This is a genomic window from Rhodoplanes sp. P11 (assembly GCF_964266735.1).
GTDB lineage: Bacteria > Pseudomonadota > Alphaproteobacteria > Rhizobiales > Xanthobacteraceae > Rhodoplanes > Rhodoplanes serenus.
Window position 1 is genome coordinate 33299 of the sequence record NZ_CAXWGY010000022.1, and the last position, 18275, is coordinate 51573.

The window sequence follows — 18275 nt, forward strand, 5'->3', positions numbered from 1 at the left end:
CATGGCCCGCATCACCATCGCCGATCTCGCGACCACCCTGGCGCGGATCGAGGAGCGGCAGGAGGCGGCCGCGGCACGGATCGAGCGCCTCGATCAGCGCCTCGAAGCAGCGCTGACGGCCCGCGACCTCGTCCCGCTCGACACCCGGGCGGCCGCCCTGGCGCAGCGCGTGACGGCGCTGGAGTCGGCGCAGCGGTGGGTGGTGCGGTCCGTCGTCGGCGCCCTGGTCACCGGACTCGGCGGGCTGCTCACCGCCGCCGGGGGGCGGCTGGGATAGCTGGGATAGCGCCCCGCCCACTCGTCCCCCACCGCCATCGCCACCATCGCCATCGCCGCCCTCGGGACACCCCGGGGGCGGCTTTTTTAGTTGGAAATTCACTTGCAACCCATTGAATCGATTACGCTGATTTCTCTCTCGGTTGGAAATAACGTCGCGCCTTTTCAATGCATCGTCACGGACTCTGACTCCGTTAGTCTAGGTTCGAATCCTAGGTAGGGGACTCATTCAGGGCCACTCGGTTGCAACTGCGAGCAGTGCCAGAGCAGCAAGATAGTTGCGGGCGAGGCGATCGTAGCGGGTCGCGATTCGACGCCAGTTCTTCAGACGACAGAACAGCCTCTCGATCATGTTCCTGCGCTTGTAAGCAACGCGGCTGAGCGGATAAGGGACGGCCCTCGACGCTGTCGAGGGAATGACCGATGTCGTGCGGCGAGCCTTCAACCAGCAGCGCAGCCGATCGGCATCGTAGGCCTTGTCCGCGATCAAGCGTTTGAACGGCACGACGCGACTGATGAGGGGCACCGCCATCGTGATGTCGGCGAGGTTGCCCGGGGTCAGCGCAAACGCGATCGGTCTGCCGCGATCATCGGCCAAGCAATGGATCTTGCTCGTACGACCGCCCCGGGAGCGCCCGATCGCCTGATTCCACTCCCCCCTTTTCCGCCGGCCGCCGAGCGGTGCGCTTTCACGTGGGAGCTGTCGATCATCAGTTCGGTGGGCGGTTCTCCGGAAGCTGCGATTTGCTCGAACAGCTGCTGCCATACGCCGCGCCGAGACCATCTGTTGTAGCGGTTGTAGATGGTCGTGGCGGGGCCGTATTCCGCCGGGACGTCACGCCAGCGACATCCAACCTTCAGCACGTGGAGGATCCCGCTGATCACCCGCCGGTCGTCGACCCGAGGCTTGCCGGGTCTACCCCGTGGCAACCGTGGTTCGATCAGCGCCCACGCCTCGTCCGACAGCCAGAACAACCGCGCCATCTTGGCCTCCTGATTCGGGAGAACCCAATCAGAGGCCAGAGATCACCTCTGAATCAATGCCCTGTATGAGTTCCCTACCTAGTCCCCCAGCCACGCTCATCCTCAGCCAAGCCGGTCCCAGCTGTCCCGACCGACGTCTCGCGTCCGCACCACCCATCTGCACAGACGATCGGCTCGCGACGAATCGGTTCGCGACGACTCGGGTTGCGTAATGTCCGCTTCCGCGGCGCCCGCCACCGGATCGACGGATCACGACGTCACGGCCGGGTGGAGCCGATCCAGGTCCATGTCGGGTCGCCGACCGAACCGCGGTCCACGACCGGAACAGCCTGCGGCGGTTCGGCTTTTCCTCTACGGCCCCCGATCCGGCGGCGCGGCGCCACATGCCGGGCGCGGCGGTGACGTCGTGCGTCGGCAACCGTGGCGGGGGACCCGAGCAGAGGCCCCGGCGCATGATCGAGATCGAGACCCGCGGCTCCCATTTCGCCGGTGACGATCGCACCGGCATCTCCGGAGCCACCCCCGCGACCGGCACCGCCGTTCCACCTGCCCCTCTCCTCCGCCATCTGGTCGTCGAGCCGGGCGTCGCCGGCGCGGAGCCATCGGCTGTCCCGACACCGGCCGGCCCGGCCCTCGCCGCGGCCGTCGCCGCCTCGCTCAATGGCCGCACGGCTCATGTGATCGAGGTCCGCGCCGCCGCTGCGAGTGGCCCGCCCGTCGTGCTGCTGCACGGGCTGGGCGGCCTCGCCGAAGAGATCCTGGCCCCACTGATGCCGCTCGCCGCGCGGCACCGCCTGCTCGCCCTCGACCGCCCCGGCTACGGCAGCTCGGCGCCGCAGCCGGCCGATGAGCTCGCCCCCGACCGGCAGGCCGACTGGGTCGCCGCCGTGCTGGAGAGCCTCGACGTCGCGCCGGCGATCGTGGTAGCGCATTCGTTCGGGGCGTCGGTGGCGCTGTGGCTCGCCCGCTCGCACCCGCAGCGGGTCGCCGGGCTGGTGCTGCTCGCCCCCTTCTGCCGGCCCACCCAGCCGGCCTCCAAGCCCCTGCTCCGGCTCGCCACCATGCCGGCCATCGGCCGGCCGGTGCGGTGGGCGATCCCGCAGGTGGCCCCGTGGCTCGCCGGCCGCGTGCTGGCGTCGAGCTTCGCGCCCGACCCGGTGCCGCCCCACATGCTGCGCCTGCCCTTCGCGGTCGCGGTGCAGCCGCCGGCCGTGCTGGCGATGGCGGCCGAGCTGCGCGGCTTCAACCCCGCCATGGAGCGGTTCGCCGCCGCGGCCCGCCCGATCGACTGCCGCACCGTGGTGATCTGGGGCGGACGCGACCGGGTGACGCCCTGGCCTCATCACGGCGCCTGGCTGATGCCGCAGCTCGGCTGGGGATCGGCCGTGGAGCTGCCGGCGGTCGGCCACATGATTCAGCATCTGCGCCCCGACGTGGTCGCCGGTGCAGTCGCCGAGGTGGCGGCGTCGTGCGGCCGTCTCGGCCGGCTGATGCACCGCGTCAGGCGCGCGGCGGGGCGGGCGGTGCGCAGCACCAGCCGCCACATCCGGAGTCAGGCGCGCACCGGCTCGACGTGCCAGATGCGCTCGCAGTAATCGCGGATGGAGCGATCCGACGAGAACTTGCCCATGCGGGCGACGTTGAGGATGGAGGCCCGCGTCCACGCCTCGCCGTCGCGCCACAGCGCGTCCACCTGAGCTTGGCAATCGACATATGCCTGGAAGTCGGCCAGCACCATGAACGGATCGTGCCACAACAGGCCATCCACCAGCGGCCGGAAGCGGCTGGGGTCGTCCGGCGACAGCGCCCCCGAGGCGATCAGGTCGATGACACCGCGCAGGACCGGATTGCTCTCGTAGACGGCGCGCGGATCGTAGCCCGCCGCCTTGCGGAGACGCACCTCGTCGGCCGTGAGGCCGAACAGGAAGAAGTTCTCCGGCCCCACCTCGTCGCGGATCTCGATATTGGCGCCGTCGAGCGTGCCGATGGTGATCGCGCCGTTGAGCGCGAACTTCATGTTGCCGGTGCCGCTCGCCTCCTGGCCGGCTGTCGAGATCTGCTCCGACAGGTCGGCGGCCGGATAGATGATCTGGCCGACCTTGACGTTGAAGTTGGGGAAGAACACCACCTTGAGCCGGCCGCGCACGTCGGGATCGTCGTTGACCAGGGCGCCGACCGCGGTGACCAGCTTGATCATCAGCTTGGCGATGAAGTAGCCGGGCGCCGCCTTGCCGCCGAACACCACGGTGCGCGGCACGATGTCGAGGCTCGGATCGGCCTTGAGTCGACGGTACAGTGTGAGCAGATGCAGCACGTTCAGGTGCTGGCGCTTGTACTCGTGGATGCGCTTGACCTGCACGTCGAACAGCGAGTCCGGATAGACGACGATCCCGGTGCGCTGCTCGATGGCGGCGGCGAGCCGCTGCTTGTTCTCGCGCTTCACGTCGCGCCAGCGCGCCCGGAAATCGGGATCGTCGGCGAAGCGCTCCAGCTCGCGCAGCGCCTCCAGGCGGCTCGGCCAGCCGTCGCCGATCGCCGCGGTGATCAGGCCGGACAGCCCGGGATTACTCACCACCATGAAGCGGCGCGGCGTCACCCCGTTGGTGACGTTGTGGAAGCGATCCGGCCTCATCGCCACCCAGTCGGCCAGCACCTGGGTCTTGAGTAGGTCGGTGTGCAGCGCCGCGACGCCGTTGACGGCGTGGCTGCCTGCGCAGGCGAGATGCGCCATGCGGATCGAGCGCCGGCCGCTCTCGTCGATCAGCGACATCCGGCGGACGCGCCCCTCGTCGCCCGGATAGACGCGGCGCACGCCGTCGACCAGGCGGCGGTTGATCTCGTAGACGATCTCCAGATGGCGTGGCAGCAGCGCCCCGAACAGGTCGACCGACCACGTCTCCAGCGCCTCGGGCAGCAGCGTGTGGTTGGTGTAGCCGAAGGTCTTCTGCGTCACCTCCCAGGCGGCATCCCATTCGAGACCGTGCTCGTCGAGCAGCAGCCGCATCAGCTCCGGCACCGCGACGGCCGGATGGGTGTCGTTGAGCTGCGCGGCCCAGCGGTGATGGAAGGTGTCGGGCGTGCCGCCGAAGCGGATGTGCGAGCGCAGCATGTCCTGGATGGCGCAGGACACGAAGAAGTACTGCTGCTTGAGGCGCAGGGCCTTGCCCTGCGGCGACGCATCGTTGGGATAGAGCACCTTGCTGATGGTCTCGGTCGACACCTGCTGCTCGACCGCGCGGCCGTACTCGCCGACATTGAAGCTGGCGAAGTCGAACGACTGCACCGCCTCGGCGCGCCACAGGCGCAGCAGGTTGCAGGTCTTCACCCGGTAGCCGAGGATCGGCGTGTCGTGCGGCACGCCCATGACGATCTCGGCGGCGTTCCAGCGGACCCGATAGCGGCCGTCGGCGTCCGTGTAGCCTTCGGTGGTGCCGCCGAAGCGCACCTCGACGGCGCGCTCGGGCCGGGCGATCTCCCACGGGTAGCCGAGATGCAGCCACTTGTCGGTGAGCTCCACCTGCCAGCCGTCGCGGATCTGCTGGTTGAAGATGCCGAACTCGTAGCGGATGCCGTAGCCGATCGCCGGCACCTCCAGGGTGGCGAGCGAATCGAGATAGCAGGCGGCGAGCCGCCCGAGGCCGCCATTGCCGAGCCCGGGCTCCTCCTCGTGATCGATCAGCCGGTCGAGATCGTGGGGAAACGCCGTCATCGCCTCACGCATGGCATCGAGGATGCCGAGATTGACCAGATTGGCGGCGAGCTGCGGTCCCATCAGGAACTCGGCCGACAGATAGGCGACGATGCGCGCGTCGGGCCGGTGCAGCAGGAGATCGAGCGACTGGACGCCGTGCTGGAACAGGCGATCCCGCACCGCATAGGCGACCGCGAGGTAGCAGTCGTTGACCGACGCCGTCGCCGGATGGCGCCCCTGGAAATAGAAGAGATGGTCGCGGACGGCGCGACGCAGCGATTCGGGATCGAGGCCGGTGCGGGTGCGGTGCTCCGCGTCGGACAGGGATTCGGCCGCAAGCTCGGACGGAACCATCGGGACTGCTCCTGGGTCGAGGTACCGCCCTCGGCGGGACGGCGATGCGGCGGTGTCGAAGATGGACCGGATCGACGAGATCGTTATCGTCGAGACGCCGGCGGAGTCGCACCCCGGTATCTTGTTAGGGCAAGTGGGCGGTGATCGGCCTTGACGGTGATCAAGCGCCCCGTCGGCGAGGCCGGCGTCAGCGCCGGCCGCCGACCTCGTCGATGTGACGCAGCATGGCGGCGGGGTCCTCGTAGACCCGGTAGGCGCCGGCGCGCTCCAGCTCCGCCTCGCCGTAGCCGCCCGACAGCAGGCCGACGCCGAGCGCCCGGGCGCGCTGGGCCGCCAGCATGTCCCACACGCTGTCGCCCACCACGCAGGAGTCCTCGATGGCGACGCCGAGCCGGTCGGCGGCGGCGAGGAAGAGGTCGGGGTCCGGCTTGGCGTACTTCACCAGGTCGCGGGTGATCACCGGGACGCGGTCGGGATCGACGCCCAGCGTGTCGAGGGTGCGCTTGGCGGTGGCGATGCGGCCGCTGGTGGCGATCGCCCACGGGATGCCGGCCTCGGTGAGATAGTCGAGCAGCGCGCGAGCGCCGGGCAGCGGCCGGATCTCGGCGGAGCGCCGGCCGTAGCTCTCGGCGTGCAGGCGTTGCAGCCGCTCGGCCCGCTCGGCGTCGAGCTCCAGCCCGGTCTCGCGCAGCAGCATGTTGGTGAACAGCCCGCCGCTCATGCCGATCTTGCGATGGATGCGCCACACCGACAGCGGGATGCTCTCGGCCTCCAGCGCCTCGTGCCAGGCGAGAACGTGCTGATAGACGCTGTCCACGAGGGTGCCGTCGAGATCGAACAGGAAGGCGGTCTGGCGCGGGCGCATCGAGGGTCTCCAATCGGGCGCGGAGGTGGCTCGGGAACGGCCGGGTCACCGCGCGCCGAACTGCATGCCGTGCCGACATGACGGTCTCGTGGCAGCGGCCACGCGGCCGCGACGCGACCGGCTCGACTCAGCGGGAGAGCGGCCATACCACGGCGATGGCCGGCACCGCCACCACGACGACCAGGAGCGACAGCGGCAGGCCGAGCCGCCAGTAGTCGCCGAAGCGATAGCCGCCGGGCCCCATGACCAGCGTGTTGGACTGGTGGCCGAACGGCGTGAGGAAGTCGCAGGCGGCACCGATGGCCACCGCCATCAGGAACGGATCGGGGCGAAGGCCGAGCGTGCCGGCGAGGCTCGCGGCGATCGGCGCCATCACCAGCACGGTGGCGGCGTTGTTGAGGAACGGCGTCACCGCCATGGCGGCTACCATGATCAGGGCGAGCGCCCCGGTCGGCGGCAGCGCGGCGGTCGCCACCGACAGCCAGCCGGCGATCAGGTCGGTGGCCCCGGTGGTGCGCACCGCGTCGCTGACCGGGATCAGGGCGCCGAGCAGCACCACGATGGGCCACTCGATCGCCTCGTAGGCTTCGCGCAGCGCCAGCGCCTTGGTGAGCACCAGCAGCACGGCGGCGGCGAAGAACGCGACCGCGATCGGCAGCAGCCCGGAGACGATCGCGCCGATGGCGAGGGCCAGCACCGCGACGGGAATCCAGCGCCGCCGGCCGCGGCCGAGCTCCAGCTCGCGCTCGGCCAGCGGCAGCAGGCCGAGCTCCTTGAGGGCGTCAGGCACGCGGTCGAGCCGTCCCTGAATCACCACCACGTCGCCGGGCCGGAACCGCACGCTGCGCAGCCGCTCGGTGATGCGCTCGCCGGAGCGGCTGATGGCGATGAGATCGAGGCCGAAGCGGTCGCACAGGCCGGCGCTGCCGTGGGTCTCGCCGACGAGCGGCGAGCTGCCTGTCACCACCGCCTCGACGGTGCCGACCTCGTCGGCGTCGCCCTCGGCGGCCGCCTCCCCGGCCGGGCCGGAGAGCTGGAGGCCGGCGCGCACGACGGCACGCTCGAGCGAGTCGGGCTCGCCCTCGATCAGCAGAATGTCACCCGCCTTCAGGCGCAGCCCGGGGGTGACGCGGTGGCGCCGCTCCTGATCGCGCACCACCGTGGTCACGGTGCTGACGCCCTCGTCCAGGGTGCCGATCTCGGCGGCGCGCTTGCCGACCAACGGCGAGCCTTCCGGCACCGCGGCCTCCACCACGTAGTTCTCGATGTTGATGGCGGCATCGAGCGACGAGCCGCCTTGGCGGTCCTTCGGCAGCAGGCGGTACGCGAAGGTCAGGTAAGCGAGGCCGACCGCCGCCACCGCGAGTCCCACCGGCGCATAATCGAACATGCGGAACGGCTCGCCGACGATGTCGGCCCGCACCCGCGCCACGATGACGTTGGGCGAGGTGCCGACGAGGGTGATCAGGCCGCCGATCAGCGAGCCGGAGGCGAGCGGCATCAGCAGCCAGGACGGCGGCGTGCCGGTGCGCTTGGCGAGCTGGAAGGCGACCGGCATGAGGATCGCCAGCGCGCCGACATTCTTGATGAAGGTTGACAGCACCACCACCGCGAAGACGAGCGCGAACACCTGGCGGCGCGGCGTCGTCAGATACGGCCCGAGCGGCCGCACCACCTCTTCCATGACGCCCGACTTGGCGATCGCGGCCGACACCAGGAGGGCGCTCGCCACGATGATCACCACGTCGTCGCCGAAGCCCGAGAACGCCTTGTCGGCCGGCACGATGCCGGACACGACGGCGGCCACGAGGGCGAGCGCGGCGACGACGTCGTAGCGCAGCCGGCCCCAGACGAACAGGATCATCATGGTGCCGACGATGGCGAAGGCGAGCCCCTGGGGGAGCGTCATTCCGGTGTCCATTGTCAAGGAAGGCGCGAGCGCGCGCGCGGCGATGGGGTCGGGTGGCAACGCCCGCCGTCCCGCGGTGTTCCGCGGTGCAGCCGGTGGCAGCCGGCGGCCCGCCGACCCGGTGACCGCAGGGGCAGCGGTCGGCACCAGCGCACCGCCGGGACGACGGGGCCGCGAGGCGGCGGCCCCCGCGGGCTCAGAACGCCAGCGTCATGACGATCTCGCCATCGATGATCTCGCCGGTCGGCCGGAATCCCACCGCCCTCGTAGAGCCGGCGGGCCCGCTCGTAGTCCGGCTTGACGCCGAGCACGACGCGATCGCAGCCCGGAATGCGTGACAGCATCTCGACGATCCGGATCACGGCGGCACGGCCGTAGCCGCGGCCCTGGACGCGGGCGTCGATCATCAGGCGATAGATCCAATAGTTCCCGTCGTCCTCGTCCAGCGCGTACATGGCGAAGCCGACGGGCTCGCCGGCGGCCCGGATGATCAGCGGAACGCAGGCCGGATTATCGGCGGCATCCTCCAGGGACTCCGCGTTGCTCGCCACGAACGTGGCCTGGTGGGGATAAGGGCGGAGCGAGATCGCCCGGGCGTGATCGGCCGGGTCGAGATGCTCGACGGTGACGGAATCGGATGTCGGAGTGAGGCGAGATGGCTCGTGCTGACTCATGATGACCTGTGAGGGCGTGGATGCCGTCGCTTGTAGCCCGGCCGGCCAGATCGAGCGCAAGCGAAATCCCCGACCTTCCCGTTCGGACATTTCGCACGCCCCCGTGGTGCCGTGATCCAAGGAGCCGTCCAGGCCGCCGTCATCGTCGTGTCATCGCCGCGTCAAGCCGGCGTCGTGGTGGCGGTCGACAAGCGCGGGTGCAACGGACCCACGCGGAGACCCCATGACCCGCCATCTCGCCCTCGCGACCGCCGCCCTGGCGCTCGTTCTCGCCACCCCGGCCCACGCCCAGCAGGAATTCCCGGCGGTGCTCGCCGGCCACGCCAGCTTCCCGGCCGCGACCTTCGTGGACGCGCCCGCCGATGCGCCGGCGGACCTCAAGATGTCCGGCAAGTTCACCACCGGCAAGCGCGTCGACGCGGCGGGCACCGTGATGGGCAAGTCCAACGGCCGGCCGACCGGCCTCGCGCTGCCCTTCGAGGGCCAGCCGGTGCAGGGCCAGTCGGGCATCAAGGTCATGCCCGACGGCAGCTTCCTGGTGCTCACCGACAACGGCTTCGGCTCCAAGGCCAATTCGCCGGACGCCATGCTGTTCTTCCATCGCTTCAAAATCGATTGGGCGACCGGCAAGGTCGAGCGGCTAGAGACCGTGTTCCTGCGCGACCCCGACAAGAAGGTGCCGTTCCGGATCACCCACGAGGGCACCGAGACGCGCTACCTCACCGGCGCCGATTTCGATCCCGAGGGCATCCAGCCGATCGGCGACGTGATCTGGATCGGCGAGGAGTTCGGCCCCTATCTGATCAAGGTCGACCGCAGCGGCAAGGTGCTCGGCGTGGTCGAGACCACGGCGGACGGCAAGCCGGTGCGCTCGCCCGACCACTACGCCGTCGCCTCGCCGGGCGTGCCGAACCAGGCCGGCAGCTTCAACGCGCGCCGCTCCAAGGGCTACGAGGGCTTCGCGGCCTCGAAGGACGGGCGGTTCCTCTATGGGCTGCTCGAAGGCCCGCTGTGGGACGCCGACAAGAAGGAGTTCGAGAACCTGGACGGCAAGCAGGCCGCCCGCATCCTGGAGTTCGACGTCGCCGCCGAGAAGTTCACCGGCCGCTTCTGGTACTATCCGTTCGAGCAGAACGGCCACGCCATCGGTGACTTCAACATGCTGGACGCCACCACGGGCCTCGTCATCGAGCGCGACGACCTCGAAGGCACCGCCGACAAGGCGTGTCCGCCCGGCGCCACCGGCACCGCGACCGAGACCTGCTTCGCCAAGCCGGCCCAGTTCAAGCGCGTCTACAAGATCGAGATGACGGACGCCATGGTGGGCAAGCCGGTGCGCAAGATCGGCTACATCGACCTGATGAAGATCCAGGACCCCGACAAGAAGGCCCGCAAGCCGCTCACCGCCGGCGTGCTGGCGTTCCCGTTCTTCACCATCGAGAACGTCGACCGCGTCGACGAGCACCACATCGTGGTCGGCAACGACAACAACCTGCCGTTCTCGTCGAGCCGCGAGCCCAACAAGGCCGACGACAACGAGCTGGTGCTGCTGCGCGTCGAGGATCTTCTCAAGGCGAAGTGAGTCATCGAGGGCGACGAGCCCTCCTCACCTCTCCCCGCTCGCGGGGAGAGGTCCGCTCAGCCCAGCAGCAGCCGTTCGTCGTATGGCGCCCGCGACAGCACGTGCGGGCCGTCCTCGGTGACCAGCACCATGTCCTCCAGCCGCACGCCGCCGCCGCCGCGCACACCCGGCACCCACACCAGCGGCTCGACCGCGAACACCATGCCGGGTCGGAACTCGTAGGTCGGCGCGCCGGGCAGCGTCTCGCCGATATAGGGCGGCTCGTTCGCCCCGATGCCGACGCCGTGGCCGATGAACAGCGACAGGAAGCGGCCATCGAGCCCATACTGTCCGGCGGTGCGCACGATCGCGTCGGCGCAATCCTTGTTGGTGCGTCCCGGCCGCATCTCGGCGATGCCGGCCATCAGCCCGGCGTGCACGGCGGTGAAGATGCGGCGCTGCTCGTCGGACGGCCGGCCGCAGATCACCGCGCGGGCGACATCGCCGAAATAACCCCCGAAGGCGGCGCCGATGTCGATGAACACGATGTCGCCGTGGCGGATCAGCTTGTCGCCGCAGATGCGATTGGGCGGCGCCATGTGCTCGCCCGAGGCGACGAACGGCGTCATCACATGCGAGTACTCGCCGCCGAGCCGGAACAGCGTGCGCATCGCCTCGCCGGCCACCTCGCATTCGCGCACCCCGTCGGCGACCGCCGCGGTGGCCGAGGCGGTGACGGCGTCGGCGATGGCGGTCGCCTCCTCCAAGAGCGCGATCTCCTCCGGCAGCTTGATCATGCGGGCGGCCAGCATCGGGGTGTCGCCGTCCTCGATCGAGAGCTTCGGGAAGTGGCGCGCCAGCGCCTTGACGAACACCATGTTGGCCTCGTCGAGCCCGAGCTTGGCGTCGGCGAGGCCGTGGCGCTTCAGCACCGGCCCGAGGATGTCGCGCACCATGCCGTCGACCAGCGCCACCTCCTCGATGATCGGTATGGTGTGCACCTCCTCGATCCACGGCATGGTGAGGTCGACGCGGTCGCGCTCCCCGCCGGAGCAGAACAGGATGGGCGCCCGCCCCTCGATCAGCAGCGCCCCGTTGAGCGCCGTCGTCTTGCCGGTGATGAGCTGCGGCCGCAGATCGGTCAGGTAGCGCTGGTTCTCGTCCTTCCACACCAGCAGCGCGTCGAGCCCCGCCTTGCGGCGCTCCTCCTGGGCCTTGGCGATGCGCTTGGCGCGGAGCACCGCGAGATCGACCCGCCGCTCGTAGCCGACATTGAAGGGGCCGCGCGCATATCGGTCCATGCCAGTCTCCTCGCCAGGGTGGTTCCGGGGGTCGCGGGTGGCAGGGCGCCGGGACGGGCGAACGCTGCCGGCTCGCGACGAGGTGAGGCCGCCAGACTACAGGGGGCGGCAGCCACGCCGGAACCCGCAGTGGCGCATCGCTGTCGCGCCCGGAACGAAGAGCCGAGACGCCCGTGGGCACATCGCCGGCCGCCCGGCCGCCGTCCCGGTCCGGGCGGCGGAGGACGACGAGACCCGCCGCGAAGCAAGAACCATGCACGAGCCGGAGGGAGGCGCCGCCGGGCCGCGTTTCGCGCAAACCATTTGGACAAGTCGCCGGCCGCGATCATACACTCGGGCCGCCTCTCGAGCAGCCTCTTAGGCCGACCCTCCCCGGCCCGGGACGGCGGCGACGCATACCGGACCGACTTTGCATGACAGCCGACTCGACCGAACCGCAGTTCCACCACGTCGGCGCCGGGGCCTATGTGTGGCTTGGCGCCGACGGCTGCTCCAACACGGGTGCCATCGACACCGGCGATTCCGTCATCGTGATCGACACCCAGCAGAACGAAGCACTGGCCCGCAGCTTCCGCGGCGCGCTGGCCGATCAGCTCGGCAAGCCGATCCGGGCGGTGGTCAACACGCACTATCATCTCGATCACGTCGCCGGAAACCGGGTGTTCGCCGGCGAGGCGCCGATCGTCGCGCACGAGCGAACTGCCGAGACCTATGCGGCGCTGCTCGGCCCCAATGGCGGCCGCGGCTGGACCATCACCGACCTGCCCACCAAGGCGGCGCTGTGCTACGGTGAGAGCTTTCCGGACCTCGTGGCCGACGACGCGGTGGCGCGCGAGACGGCCGGCCGCCACCTCTCCGACGCGGTCTACGCGCAGCTCGACATCGTGCCGCCGAGCCAGACCTTCACGGACCGCTTCGCCTTCCATCTCGCCGACGAGGTGGTGCGGCTGTGCTACTTCGGCCCGGCCCACTGCGATGGCGACGTCGTCGTCCATCTCGAGCGCGCCCGCGTGGTCTATCTCGGCGATCTCCTCTTCCACGGCCGCTTCCCCTGGCTCGGCGACTGCGACCTCGACGGCTGGATTCGCGTGCTCGACTGCGTGTTGACCTTCGACGTCGAGGCGGTGGTGCCGGGCCATGGCCCGCCGGTGACGCTGCACCAGGTGGCGCAGTTTCGCGATCTGCTGGTCGCGCTGCGCGACGCGGTGGCGGCGGCGGTGCGTAACGGCCTGTCCGAGGAGGCCGCGGGCCGCGAGGTGCGCCTGCCCCGCTATGCCGAGATGCCGCGGTATCGCGAGTGGATCGCGGCCGACGTGCGCAGCGCCTATCGCTACCTCAAGGGCCGCCGTCGTTGAAGCGAGGCGCGCGGCACCACCCGCGTGCGCAGCTCAGAGCGGGCTCTTGTCCACCTGGCCGGTCGCGCGCACGAACCAGCGCTCGCTCGCCATCGGCTTGCCGGCCAGCCGGTCGACCATCCAGTCGGCCACCAGGGTCGGCGGGAACGGCCCGAGATTGGTGGCCGCCACATTGCCGACCGAGTGGCGCGACTCCTCGTAGACGACGAGCCGTTTCGGCCCTCGTAACGCCGCGAGCAGCCGCTCGGAATGCTCCAGCGGGCTCAGCTCCTCGCGTTCGCCGGCGACGCACAGATACGGCACCGCGATCCGCTCGGCGTGTCCCTCCCAGGTGATGGTGCGGCGGAACACGTCGAACTCGGCCTCGTCGGTGATCCCCGACATGTACATGAAGCGCTTCTTGAAGGTCGGGCACGCCTGCTCGAAGATCGTGTCGCCGCCCGGCTCGTGGCACACCGACATCACCGCACAGGCGGCGATGCGCGGCTCGTGGGCGGTGAGGATGGTCGAGAAGAACGAGCCGAAGCTGGTGCCGACCACGCCGATGCGGCCGGCATCGACCTCGGGTCGCCCCGCCAGCCAGTCGACGATCGGGCGTCCCACCGCGGCCCAGCGCTCGGTCGAAAAGTAGAGGCCGAGCACCGGCGCCTCGTACTGGCCGGGACCGTCGATCGCCAGCACGGCGACGCCGCGCGACAGGAAGCGGTCGTTGGCGAGCGCCACCATGGCCTCCTTGAACGAGTCCATGCCGGGCACCGCGATCACCACAGGCAGACGGCCGTCGCGATAGCCGGGCGGCAGGTGGAACCAGGCCGGCAGCGCCTTGCCCTCGAACGGAATCCACACCGGCTCGACGTGGTGATCGGCGAATGCGGCGTACTTGGTATAGCAGGCGCGCTTGCGGGCGTTGCAGGCGAGGTTGTCGGCGCTGTTGCTGTCGTAGGGCCACTGCGCGGCGGCCCAGTGAACCGCCGCCATGTAGTAGTTGTCGCGCGCCGTCACCGGGTGACCGTCCGCCTCGGCGGCCTCGGCCTTGGCTTGGCGACGACGCGCCACCGCCGCGAAGGCGGGGCCGATGTCGGCCATCTTCCTCACCCGCTCGCGGATGCCGGCGAAGTCGGCGTTCGCCTCGGTGCCGCACGGCGCGTTGAGATAGATCGAGCGCGGCTGATCCCAGTCGATGCCGTTGGCGCGGATGACGTTGTCGATCATCCAGCGCTGCGCGTCGAAGCGGCGGACGCGCGGCTCGGCGTGAGCGGCGGCCGGAACGGACGGGACAGCGGCCTGTTCGGTCATCGGGGGTCCTTGCGGCGGGGAGCGGATCGGGTGGCGGGAGGGAATGGCGAAGCCGAGCGCGGGACGGCGGGTCTGAGCAGAGATCACCGGCGCCGGCAGACGGCCGATCGGCGGCGCGGGTCTGCCGAAGCCGGCGCGGGGCGCCGGCTCCTGCGATGCGCAGAGCGCAGGCGGCTCAGCCGCGTGTCTTCTTGCCGCCACCCTTGCCCATGCAGGCATCGATGTCGTTCGCCCGCGCGCGGGCGGCGAGGCTCGGCTTGCGGGCATAGGACTGGGTGCAGCAGCGCCGGTACGACGCCGGGCCGTACTGGCAGACGATGCCGCCCTGGGCGACGGCGGGGCGGGTATCGATCAGCGAGGCCGCGACGGCAAGCGGCACCGTTACGGCAAGCGCCGCCGGCCATGGGATGCCCGACATGTCGATCCTCCGTTGCTGCGTTCCACCGGGGGTTACGTCTTCTTGGTTGGCGCGGCACCGCCTCCGGTGAGGACGCGGCTGCCGTCGCGGCCGCGATGGTAGACCGCGGCCCGGGCGGGCGCCAGCCTCGCCGAGGCGCACCCGCCCCGGCGCGCCGCTGCGGCGAGGCGGCGGGCCTCGCCCCCTTTCCTCCGGCCGTCCGCCGCCTATGATGGTCGTGGTGCGCCGCACCGCGGCGCCCACCCCGACACGACGGAGTGTGGCGATGGCGATGACGATGGCGGGCGAGGTGCAGCTCCCCGCGACGCGCGAGATCGTGTGGTCGAAGCTCAACGACCCCGACGTGCTGCGGGTGTGCATCCCGGGCTGCGAGATGCTCGACCGCCTGTCCGAGACCGAGTTCCAGGCGGTGGCGGTGACCAAGATCGGCCCCGTCAAGGCGCGCTGGAAGGGCAAGGTCAAGCTCACCGATCTCGATCCGCCCAACGGCTACCGCATCTCCGGCGAGGGCGAGGGCGGAGTCGCCGGCTTCGCCAAGGGTGGCGCCGCGGTGGCGCTCGCCGAGCGCGACGGCGGCACCCTGCTGTCCTACAATGTCGAGGCCCAGATCGGCGGCAAGCTGGCCCAGCTCGGCCAGCGCCTGGTGGCCGGCGCCTCGAAGAAGATGGCGGACGAGTTTTTCAACAAGTTCGCGGCCGCGGTCGCGGCCCCTGCGGACGGCACGGTGCCGCCGGAGGGCGAGGCTTCGACGCCCTGAGCGGCGGGACGACGGAACTGGCGCCGATTCGGACCCGCGTGATCCGGCTCGGCGAATCGGAACGAGGGGGCACGGGACACATGCCGATGATCGATGCGGAGGGCTGCGCCCTCCGGGTGGAGGTGGAGGGGCCGGAGACGGCGCCCGCCGTGGTGCTGTCCAGCTCGCTCGGCGCCGACCACACGATGTGGGAGCCGCAGGTCGCCCCCCTCGCCCGCCATTTCCGGGTGGTGCGCTACGATCGCCGCGGCCATGGCGGCTCCGGCGTGACGCCCGGCCCCTACACCATCGAGCGGCTCGGCCGCGACGCGCTGGCGATCCTCGACGGCCTCGGCATCGACCAGGCCCATTGGGTCGGGCTGTCGCTCGGCGGCATGGTGGGCCAGTGGCTCGGCGCCAACGCGCCTCAGCGGCTCGGCCGCCTGGTGCTCGCCAACACCACGAGCCACATGGCCGACAAGCAGCCGTGGCACGACCGCATCGCAGTGGTGCGGGCCGGCGGCCTCGCCGCCATCGTCGACAAGGTGATGGGCCTGTGGTTCACCGAGGAGTTCCGCGAGCGCGAGCCGGACGCGGTGGCCCGCATCCGCGCCGCCTTCCTGGCGACGCCGGTCGACGGCTACATCGCCTGCGGCGAGGCGGTGCGCGACATGGACCAGCGCGACCTCCTGGCCCGCATCGCGGTGCCTACCCTGGTGGTCGCCGGCCGCTACGACCAGTCGACACCGACCGAGGCGGCCGAGTTCATCCGCCGCAACGTCCCGGGCGCGCAGCTCACCATTCTGGAAGCCGCCCATCTCTCGAACATCGAGCAGGCGGCGGCGTTCAACACCGAGGTCTTGGGCTTCCTCACGTCGTGAGGACCGGCCGTCGTGAGGACTGGCCGTGATCATGCCGACCCCGAGGCGCGGGGTGAAGACCCCGCGGGGGCGTCGGCTGCCCTGTGCGGTGCAGCGTATCCCGCTCACGTCGCGTGGTGCACCGCCGCGGGACTTCGCGTGCCGCCCGTGTTATCGCTCGACATCAGCACAGCCTCCGCCCGCCCCCACGCGAGGACACGACCATGGCTCTGGTTCGTCTCGTCTACTACAGTCGCAACCGTCTCGGCCCCGACCGCGACGCCGTCGCGGACCAGATGGCCGACATCCTCGCGCATTCGATTGCCAAGAACCGCCTGCACGGCATCACCGGGGCCATGATCGTCGATCGCAACTGGATCGTCCAGGTGCTCGAAGGACGGCAGGCCGCCGTGACGGCCACCTACGACCGCATCGCGGCCGATCCCCGCCACAGCGACATCGTGCTGGCCGACACGCGCGCCACCGACGAGCGGCGGTTCCCCTTGTGGTGGATGGCGGGCGCCGCGATCGAGCCCGACATGGACGACCTGGTGCGGCGCTGGTGCGAGGATGGCGACTTCGATCCGAGCCGGCTGAGCCCGCGTCGGCTGGTCGACCTCACCGAGGCGGTGGTGGCCGCCTACATGGAGCGCAGCCCGGCGCCGCCGCGGCGCCGCGCCGGAGCCCCTCGTCCCCACGCTTGACGCGGCCGGTGCCGGATCAGCCACCGCCCTGCTCGCGGAACGCCTGTGGCGTCAAGCCGGTCTGGCGACGGAAGAAGCGGGTGAAGTGCGACGGGTCCGCGAAGGACAGCTCGTAACCGATCTCGTGGATCGGCTGCGAGGTGAACACGAGCTGGCGCTTGGCCTCGGTGACGATGCGCTGGCGGATCAGGTGCCCGACCGTGACGCCGCTCGCCCGCTTGACGTGATCGTTGAGACGATCGGCCGTCATGGCCAGCCGGCCGGCATAGAAGGCGAGCTGCCGCTCGCGGCGGAAATGCTCCTCCACCAGGTGGCGCAGCGCCTCGACGACCGGCTCGCCGGCGCCACCCGTCGGAGCCGGTGTCCTGCCGCGCTCACGCCGCGCCGCCAGCCGCGCCACCCCGATGGCAATCAGCGCCAGCCAGGCCCGCAGCGCGAGGCGGTAGCCGTCGCGAGCCAGGAAATGCTCCTCGTGCAGGGCGTGGGCGAGCCCGGCGAGCCGCTCCGCCTCGGCCTCGCCACCGATCGGCACCACAGGATCGGCGGCGAGCATCCGCAGCCGCGCCAGTGCCGCGTCGGCCGCCGTCCCGAGGCCGTGCCCGACGTCCTCGGTGAAGCTGATCACCCATCCGGCAGTCTCCGTGGGGCGGAAGCGGAAGCCGTGCGCCACGGTGGCCGGCACCAGGATGGCACAGGGCGCCGTGAACGGGCGGGTCGCCGTCTCGTGGCTCATGTCGCCACCGCCCGCCGTGATCAGCAGGATCTGGAACAGGTTGCGGTGCCGGTGGGCGTGGATGGTCCAGGCATGACGGGCCGACCGCGACGCGATGGTCTCGACATGGATGAAGTCGAACGCCTGATCCTCCGGCGGGTCGCCGTAGAGATGGAAGAGCGGCAGGGTAGCGGCGCGGGTCATGCTGTCACCATAGGCCGGGGCGACGGCGACCAGAACACGGGGTCGCCGAGCCCGTCAGATCTATCAATATATGACAACAATTCCCCACTTCTCTTCGCCTCCGGCCTGCGCAACGGCCAGGCAGGTTGCCACGATCGTGAGCAGACATCGGCCCGTCCTGCCGCGCCGATCGCCGGCGTCCTCTGCGGCCGATCGCTGCTGCGGTGCCGCATCGCCCGACCGTCGGCGCCGTGGCCGGCGAGACGTTCCGCCGCCGGCGTCACGATCTGATCAGGCATCGTCCTTGCAAGCCTAAGGACGAAACGACCCGCCGGCCTCGGAACGGGCCGGGGCCACGACGGATTCCTGCGACGTGATAGAGCGTTGCCGGAGCAA

16 protein-coding genes are annotated in these 18275 nt (G+C 70.5%); 7 read left to right on the forward strand and 9 right to left on the reverse strand.

Annotated features, from left to right (window positions below; translation table 11 throughout):
• Window position 1: 1 nt before the first annotated feature.
• Complete coding sequence (locus ACFQUV_RS24930) at window positions 2-277, forward strand: hypothetical protein (protein ID WP_378395960.1); 276 nt, start codon at window positions 2-4, stop codon at window positions 275-277.
• A 228-nt stretch (window positions 278-505) separates the two neighbouring features.
• On the opposite strand, the gene ACFQUV_RS24935 is transcribed toward ACFQUV_RS24930, so the two are convergent.
• Window positions 506-1260, reverse strand: a protein-coding gene (locus ACFQUV_RS24935) for an IS5 family transposase (protein ID WP_378395961.1) whose coding sequence is annotated in 2 segments (ribosomal slippage) — window positions 506-927 and window positions 927-1260 — 756 coding nt in all. Because the reading frame shifts where the segments join, the coding sequence is not laid out codon by codon here.
• Between the two features lie 452 nt (window positions 1261-1712).
• On the opposite strand from ACFQUV_RS24935, the gene ACFQUV_RS24940 reads away from it, so the two are divergent.
• The gene (locus ACFQUV_RS24940; RefSeq protein WP_129608762.1) at window positions 1713-2855 is read left to right on the forward strand and encodes an alpha/beta fold hydrolase; all 1143 of its coding nucleotides are present in this window, start codon (window positions 1713-1715) and stop codon (window positions 2853-2855) included.
• Here ACFQUV_RS24940 and ACFQUV_RS24945 read toward each other — a convergent pair.
• From ACFQUV_RS24945 to ACFQUV_RS24960, 4 genes are all read right to left on the reverse strand, one after another.
• Window positions 2813-5305: a glycogen/starch/alpha-glucan phosphorylase gene (locus ACFQUV_RS24945; RefSeq protein WP_129608761.1), complete on the reverse strand. Its 2493-nt coding sequence runs from the start codon at window positions 5303-5305 to the stop codon at window positions 2813-2815. The genes ACFQUV_RS24940 and ACFQUV_RS24945 overlap by 43 nt on opposite strands.
• Window positions 5306-5492: 187 nt before the next feature.
• Window positions 5493-6170, reverse strand: coding sequence for an HAD family hydrolase (locus ACFQUV_RS24950; protein WP_111385005.1), 678 nt, complete (start codon window positions 6168-6170; stop codon window positions 5493-5495).
• A gap of 127 nt (window positions 6171-6297) precedes the next feature.
• Window positions 6298-8079: an SLC13 family permease gene (locus ACFQUV_RS24955; RefSeq protein WP_129608760.1), complete on the reverse strand. Its 1782-nt coding sequence runs from the start codon at window positions 8077-8079 to the stop codon at window positions 6298-6300.
• A gap of 14 nt (window positions 8080-8093) precedes the next feature.
• A complete protein-coding gene (locus ACFQUV_RS24960) occupies window positions 8094-8873 on the reverse strand; it encodes a GNAT family N-acetyltransferase (protein WP_244601550.1) in 780 nt (259 codons plus the stop codon).
• 103 nt (window positions 8874-8976) lie between these two features.
• Between ACFQUV_RS24960 and ACFQUV_RS24965 the strand changes: the two genes are divergently transcribed.
• Window positions 8977-10335 carry an esterase-like activity of phytase family protein gene (locus tag ACFQUV_RS24965; RefSeq protein ID WP_129608759.1) on the forward strand — a complete coding sequence of 453 codons (1359 nt, stop codon included), beginning with the start codon at window positions 8977-8979 and terminating at the stop codon, window positions 10333-10335.
• A 56-nt stretch (window positions 10336-10391) separates the two neighbouring features.
• Here ACFQUV_RS24965 and ACFQUV_RS24970 read toward each other — a convergent pair whose 3' ends face one another.
• Entirely contained in the window at window positions 10392-11615 is a 1224-nt protein-coding gene (locus tag ACFQUV_RS24970) for a Xaa-Pro peptidase family protein (protein WP_129608758.1), read from the reverse strand.
• Between the two features lie 413 nt (window positions 11616-12028).
• Between ACFQUV_RS24970 and ACFQUV_RS24975 the strand changes: the two genes are divergently transcribed.
• Complete coding sequence (locus ACFQUV_RS24975) at window positions 12029-12970, forward strand: MBL fold metallo-hydrolase (protein ID WP_129608757.1); 942 nt, start codon at window positions 12029-12031, stop codon at window positions 12968-12970.
• A gap of 33 nt (window positions 12971-13003) precedes the next feature.
• Here the strand turns inward: ACFQUV_RS24975 and ACFQUV_RS24980 are convergent, their stop codons facing one another.
• Together ACFQUV_RS24980 and ACFQUV_RS24985 are read right to left on the reverse strand one after the other, a co-directional pair.
• The gene (locus ACFQUV_RS24980; RefSeq protein ID WP_165363852.1) at window positions 13004-14266 is read right to left on the reverse strand and encodes a S9 family peptidase; all 1263 of its coding nucleotides are present in this window, start codon (window positions 14264-14266) and stop codon (window positions 13004-13006) included.
• Window positions 14267-14441: 175 nt separating this feature from the next.
• Window positions 14442-14684: a hypothetical protein gene (locus ACFQUV_RS24985; RefSeq protein WP_129608755.1), complete on the reverse strand. Its 243-nt coding sequence runs from the start codon at window positions 14682-14684 to the stop codon at window positions 14442-14444.
• Between the two features lie 265 nt (window positions 14685-14949).
• Here ACFQUV_RS24985 and ACFQUV_RS24990 point away from each other — a divergent pair, with 265 nt between their 5' ends.
• From ACFQUV_RS24990 to ACFQUV_RS25000, 3 genes are all read left to right on the forward strand, one after another.
• Window positions 14950-15441, forward strand: coding sequence for a carbon monoxide dehydrogenase subunit G (locus ACFQUV_RS24990; protein ID WP_111385586.1), 492 nt, complete (start codon window positions 14950-14952; stop codon window positions 15439-15441).
• Window positions 15442-15521: 80 nt separating this feature from the next.
• Window positions 15522-16301, forward strand: coding sequence for a 3-oxoadipate enol-lactonase (gene pcaD, locus ACFQUV_RS24995; RefSeq protein WP_129608754.1), 780 nt, complete (start codon window positions 15522-15524; stop codon window positions 16299-16301).
• Between the two features lie 203 nt (window positions 16302-16504).
• Complete coding sequence (locus tag ACFQUV_RS25000; protein ID WP_129608753.1) at window positions 16505-16984, forward strand: BLUF domain-containing protein; 480 nt, start codon at window positions 16505-16507, stop codon at window positions 16982-16984.
• A gap of 16 nt (window positions 16985-17000) precedes the next feature.
• Here the strand turns inward: ACFQUV_RS25000 and ACFQUV_RS25005 are convergent, their stop codons facing one another.
• Window positions 17001-17900 carry a helix-turn-helix domain-containing protein gene (locus ACFQUV_RS25005; protein ID WP_129608752.1) on the reverse strand — a complete coding sequence of 300 codons (900 nt, stop codon included), beginning with the start codon at window positions 17898-17900 and terminating at the stop codon, window positions 17001-17003.
• Window positions 17901-18275 lie beyond the last annotated feature (375 nt).

Excerpts from the sequence above, each read along its gene's own strand:
- ACFQUV_RS24930 (WP_378395960.1), top strand. The coding sequence starts at position 2 with ATGGCCCGCATCACCATCGCCGATCTCGCGACCACCCTGGCGCGGATC.
- ACFQUV_RS24940 (WP_129608762.1), top strand. The coding sequence starts at position 1,713 with ATGATCGAGATCGAGACCCGCGGCTCCCATTTCGCCGGTGACGATCGC.
- ACFQUV_RS24945 (WP_129608761.1), bottom strand. The coding sequence starts at position 5,305 with ATGGTTCCGTCCGAGCTTGCGGCCGAATCCCTGTCCGACGCGGAGCAC.
- ACFQUV_RS24950 (WP_111385005.1), bottom strand. The coding sequence starts at position 6,170 with ATGCGCCCGCGCCAGACCGCCTTCCTGTTCGATCTCGACGGCACCCTC.
- ACFQUV_RS24955 (WP_129608760.1), bottom strand. The coding sequence starts at position 8,079 with ATGACGCTCCCCCAGGGGCTCGCCTTCGCCATCGTCGGCACCATGATG.
- ACFQUV_RS24965 (WP_129608759.1), top strand. The coding sequence starts at position 8,977 with ATGACCCGCCATCTCGCCCTCGCGACCGCCGCCCTGGCGCTCGTTCTC.
- ACFQUV_RS24970 (WP_129608758.1), bottom strand. The coding sequence starts at position 11,615 with ATGGACCGATATGCGCGCGGCCCCTTCAATGTCGGCTACGAGCGGCGG.
- ACFQUV_RS24975 (WP_129608757.1), top strand. The coding sequence starts at position 12,029 with ATGACAGCCGACTCGACCGAACCGCAGTTCCACCACGTCGGCGCCGGG.
- ACFQUV_RS24980 (WP_165363852.1), bottom strand. The coding sequence starts at position 14,266 with ATGACCGAACAGGCCGCTGTCCCGTCCGTTCCGGCCGCCGCTCACGCC.
- ACFQUV_RS24985 (WP_129608755.1), bottom strand. The coding sequence starts at position 14,684 with ATGTCGGGCATCCCATGGCCGGCGGCGCTTGCCGTAACGGTGCCGCTT.
- ACFQUV_RS24990 (WP_111385586.1), top strand. The coding sequence starts at position 14,950 with ATGGCGATGACGATGGCGGGCGAGGTGCAGCTCCCCGCGACGCGCGAG.
- pcaD (WP_129608754.1), top strand. The coding sequence starts at position 15,522 with ATGCCGATGATCGATGCGGAGGGCTGCGCCCTCCGGGTGGAGGTGGAG.
- ACFQUV_RS25000 (WP_129608753.1), top strand. The coding sequence starts at position 16,505 with ATGGCTCTGGTTCGTCTCGTCTACTACAGTCGCAACCGTCTCGGCCCC.
- ACFQUV_RS25005 (WP_129608752.1), bottom strand. The coding sequence starts at position 17,900 with ATGACCCGCGCCGCTACCCTGCCGCTCTTCCATCTCTACGGCGACCCG.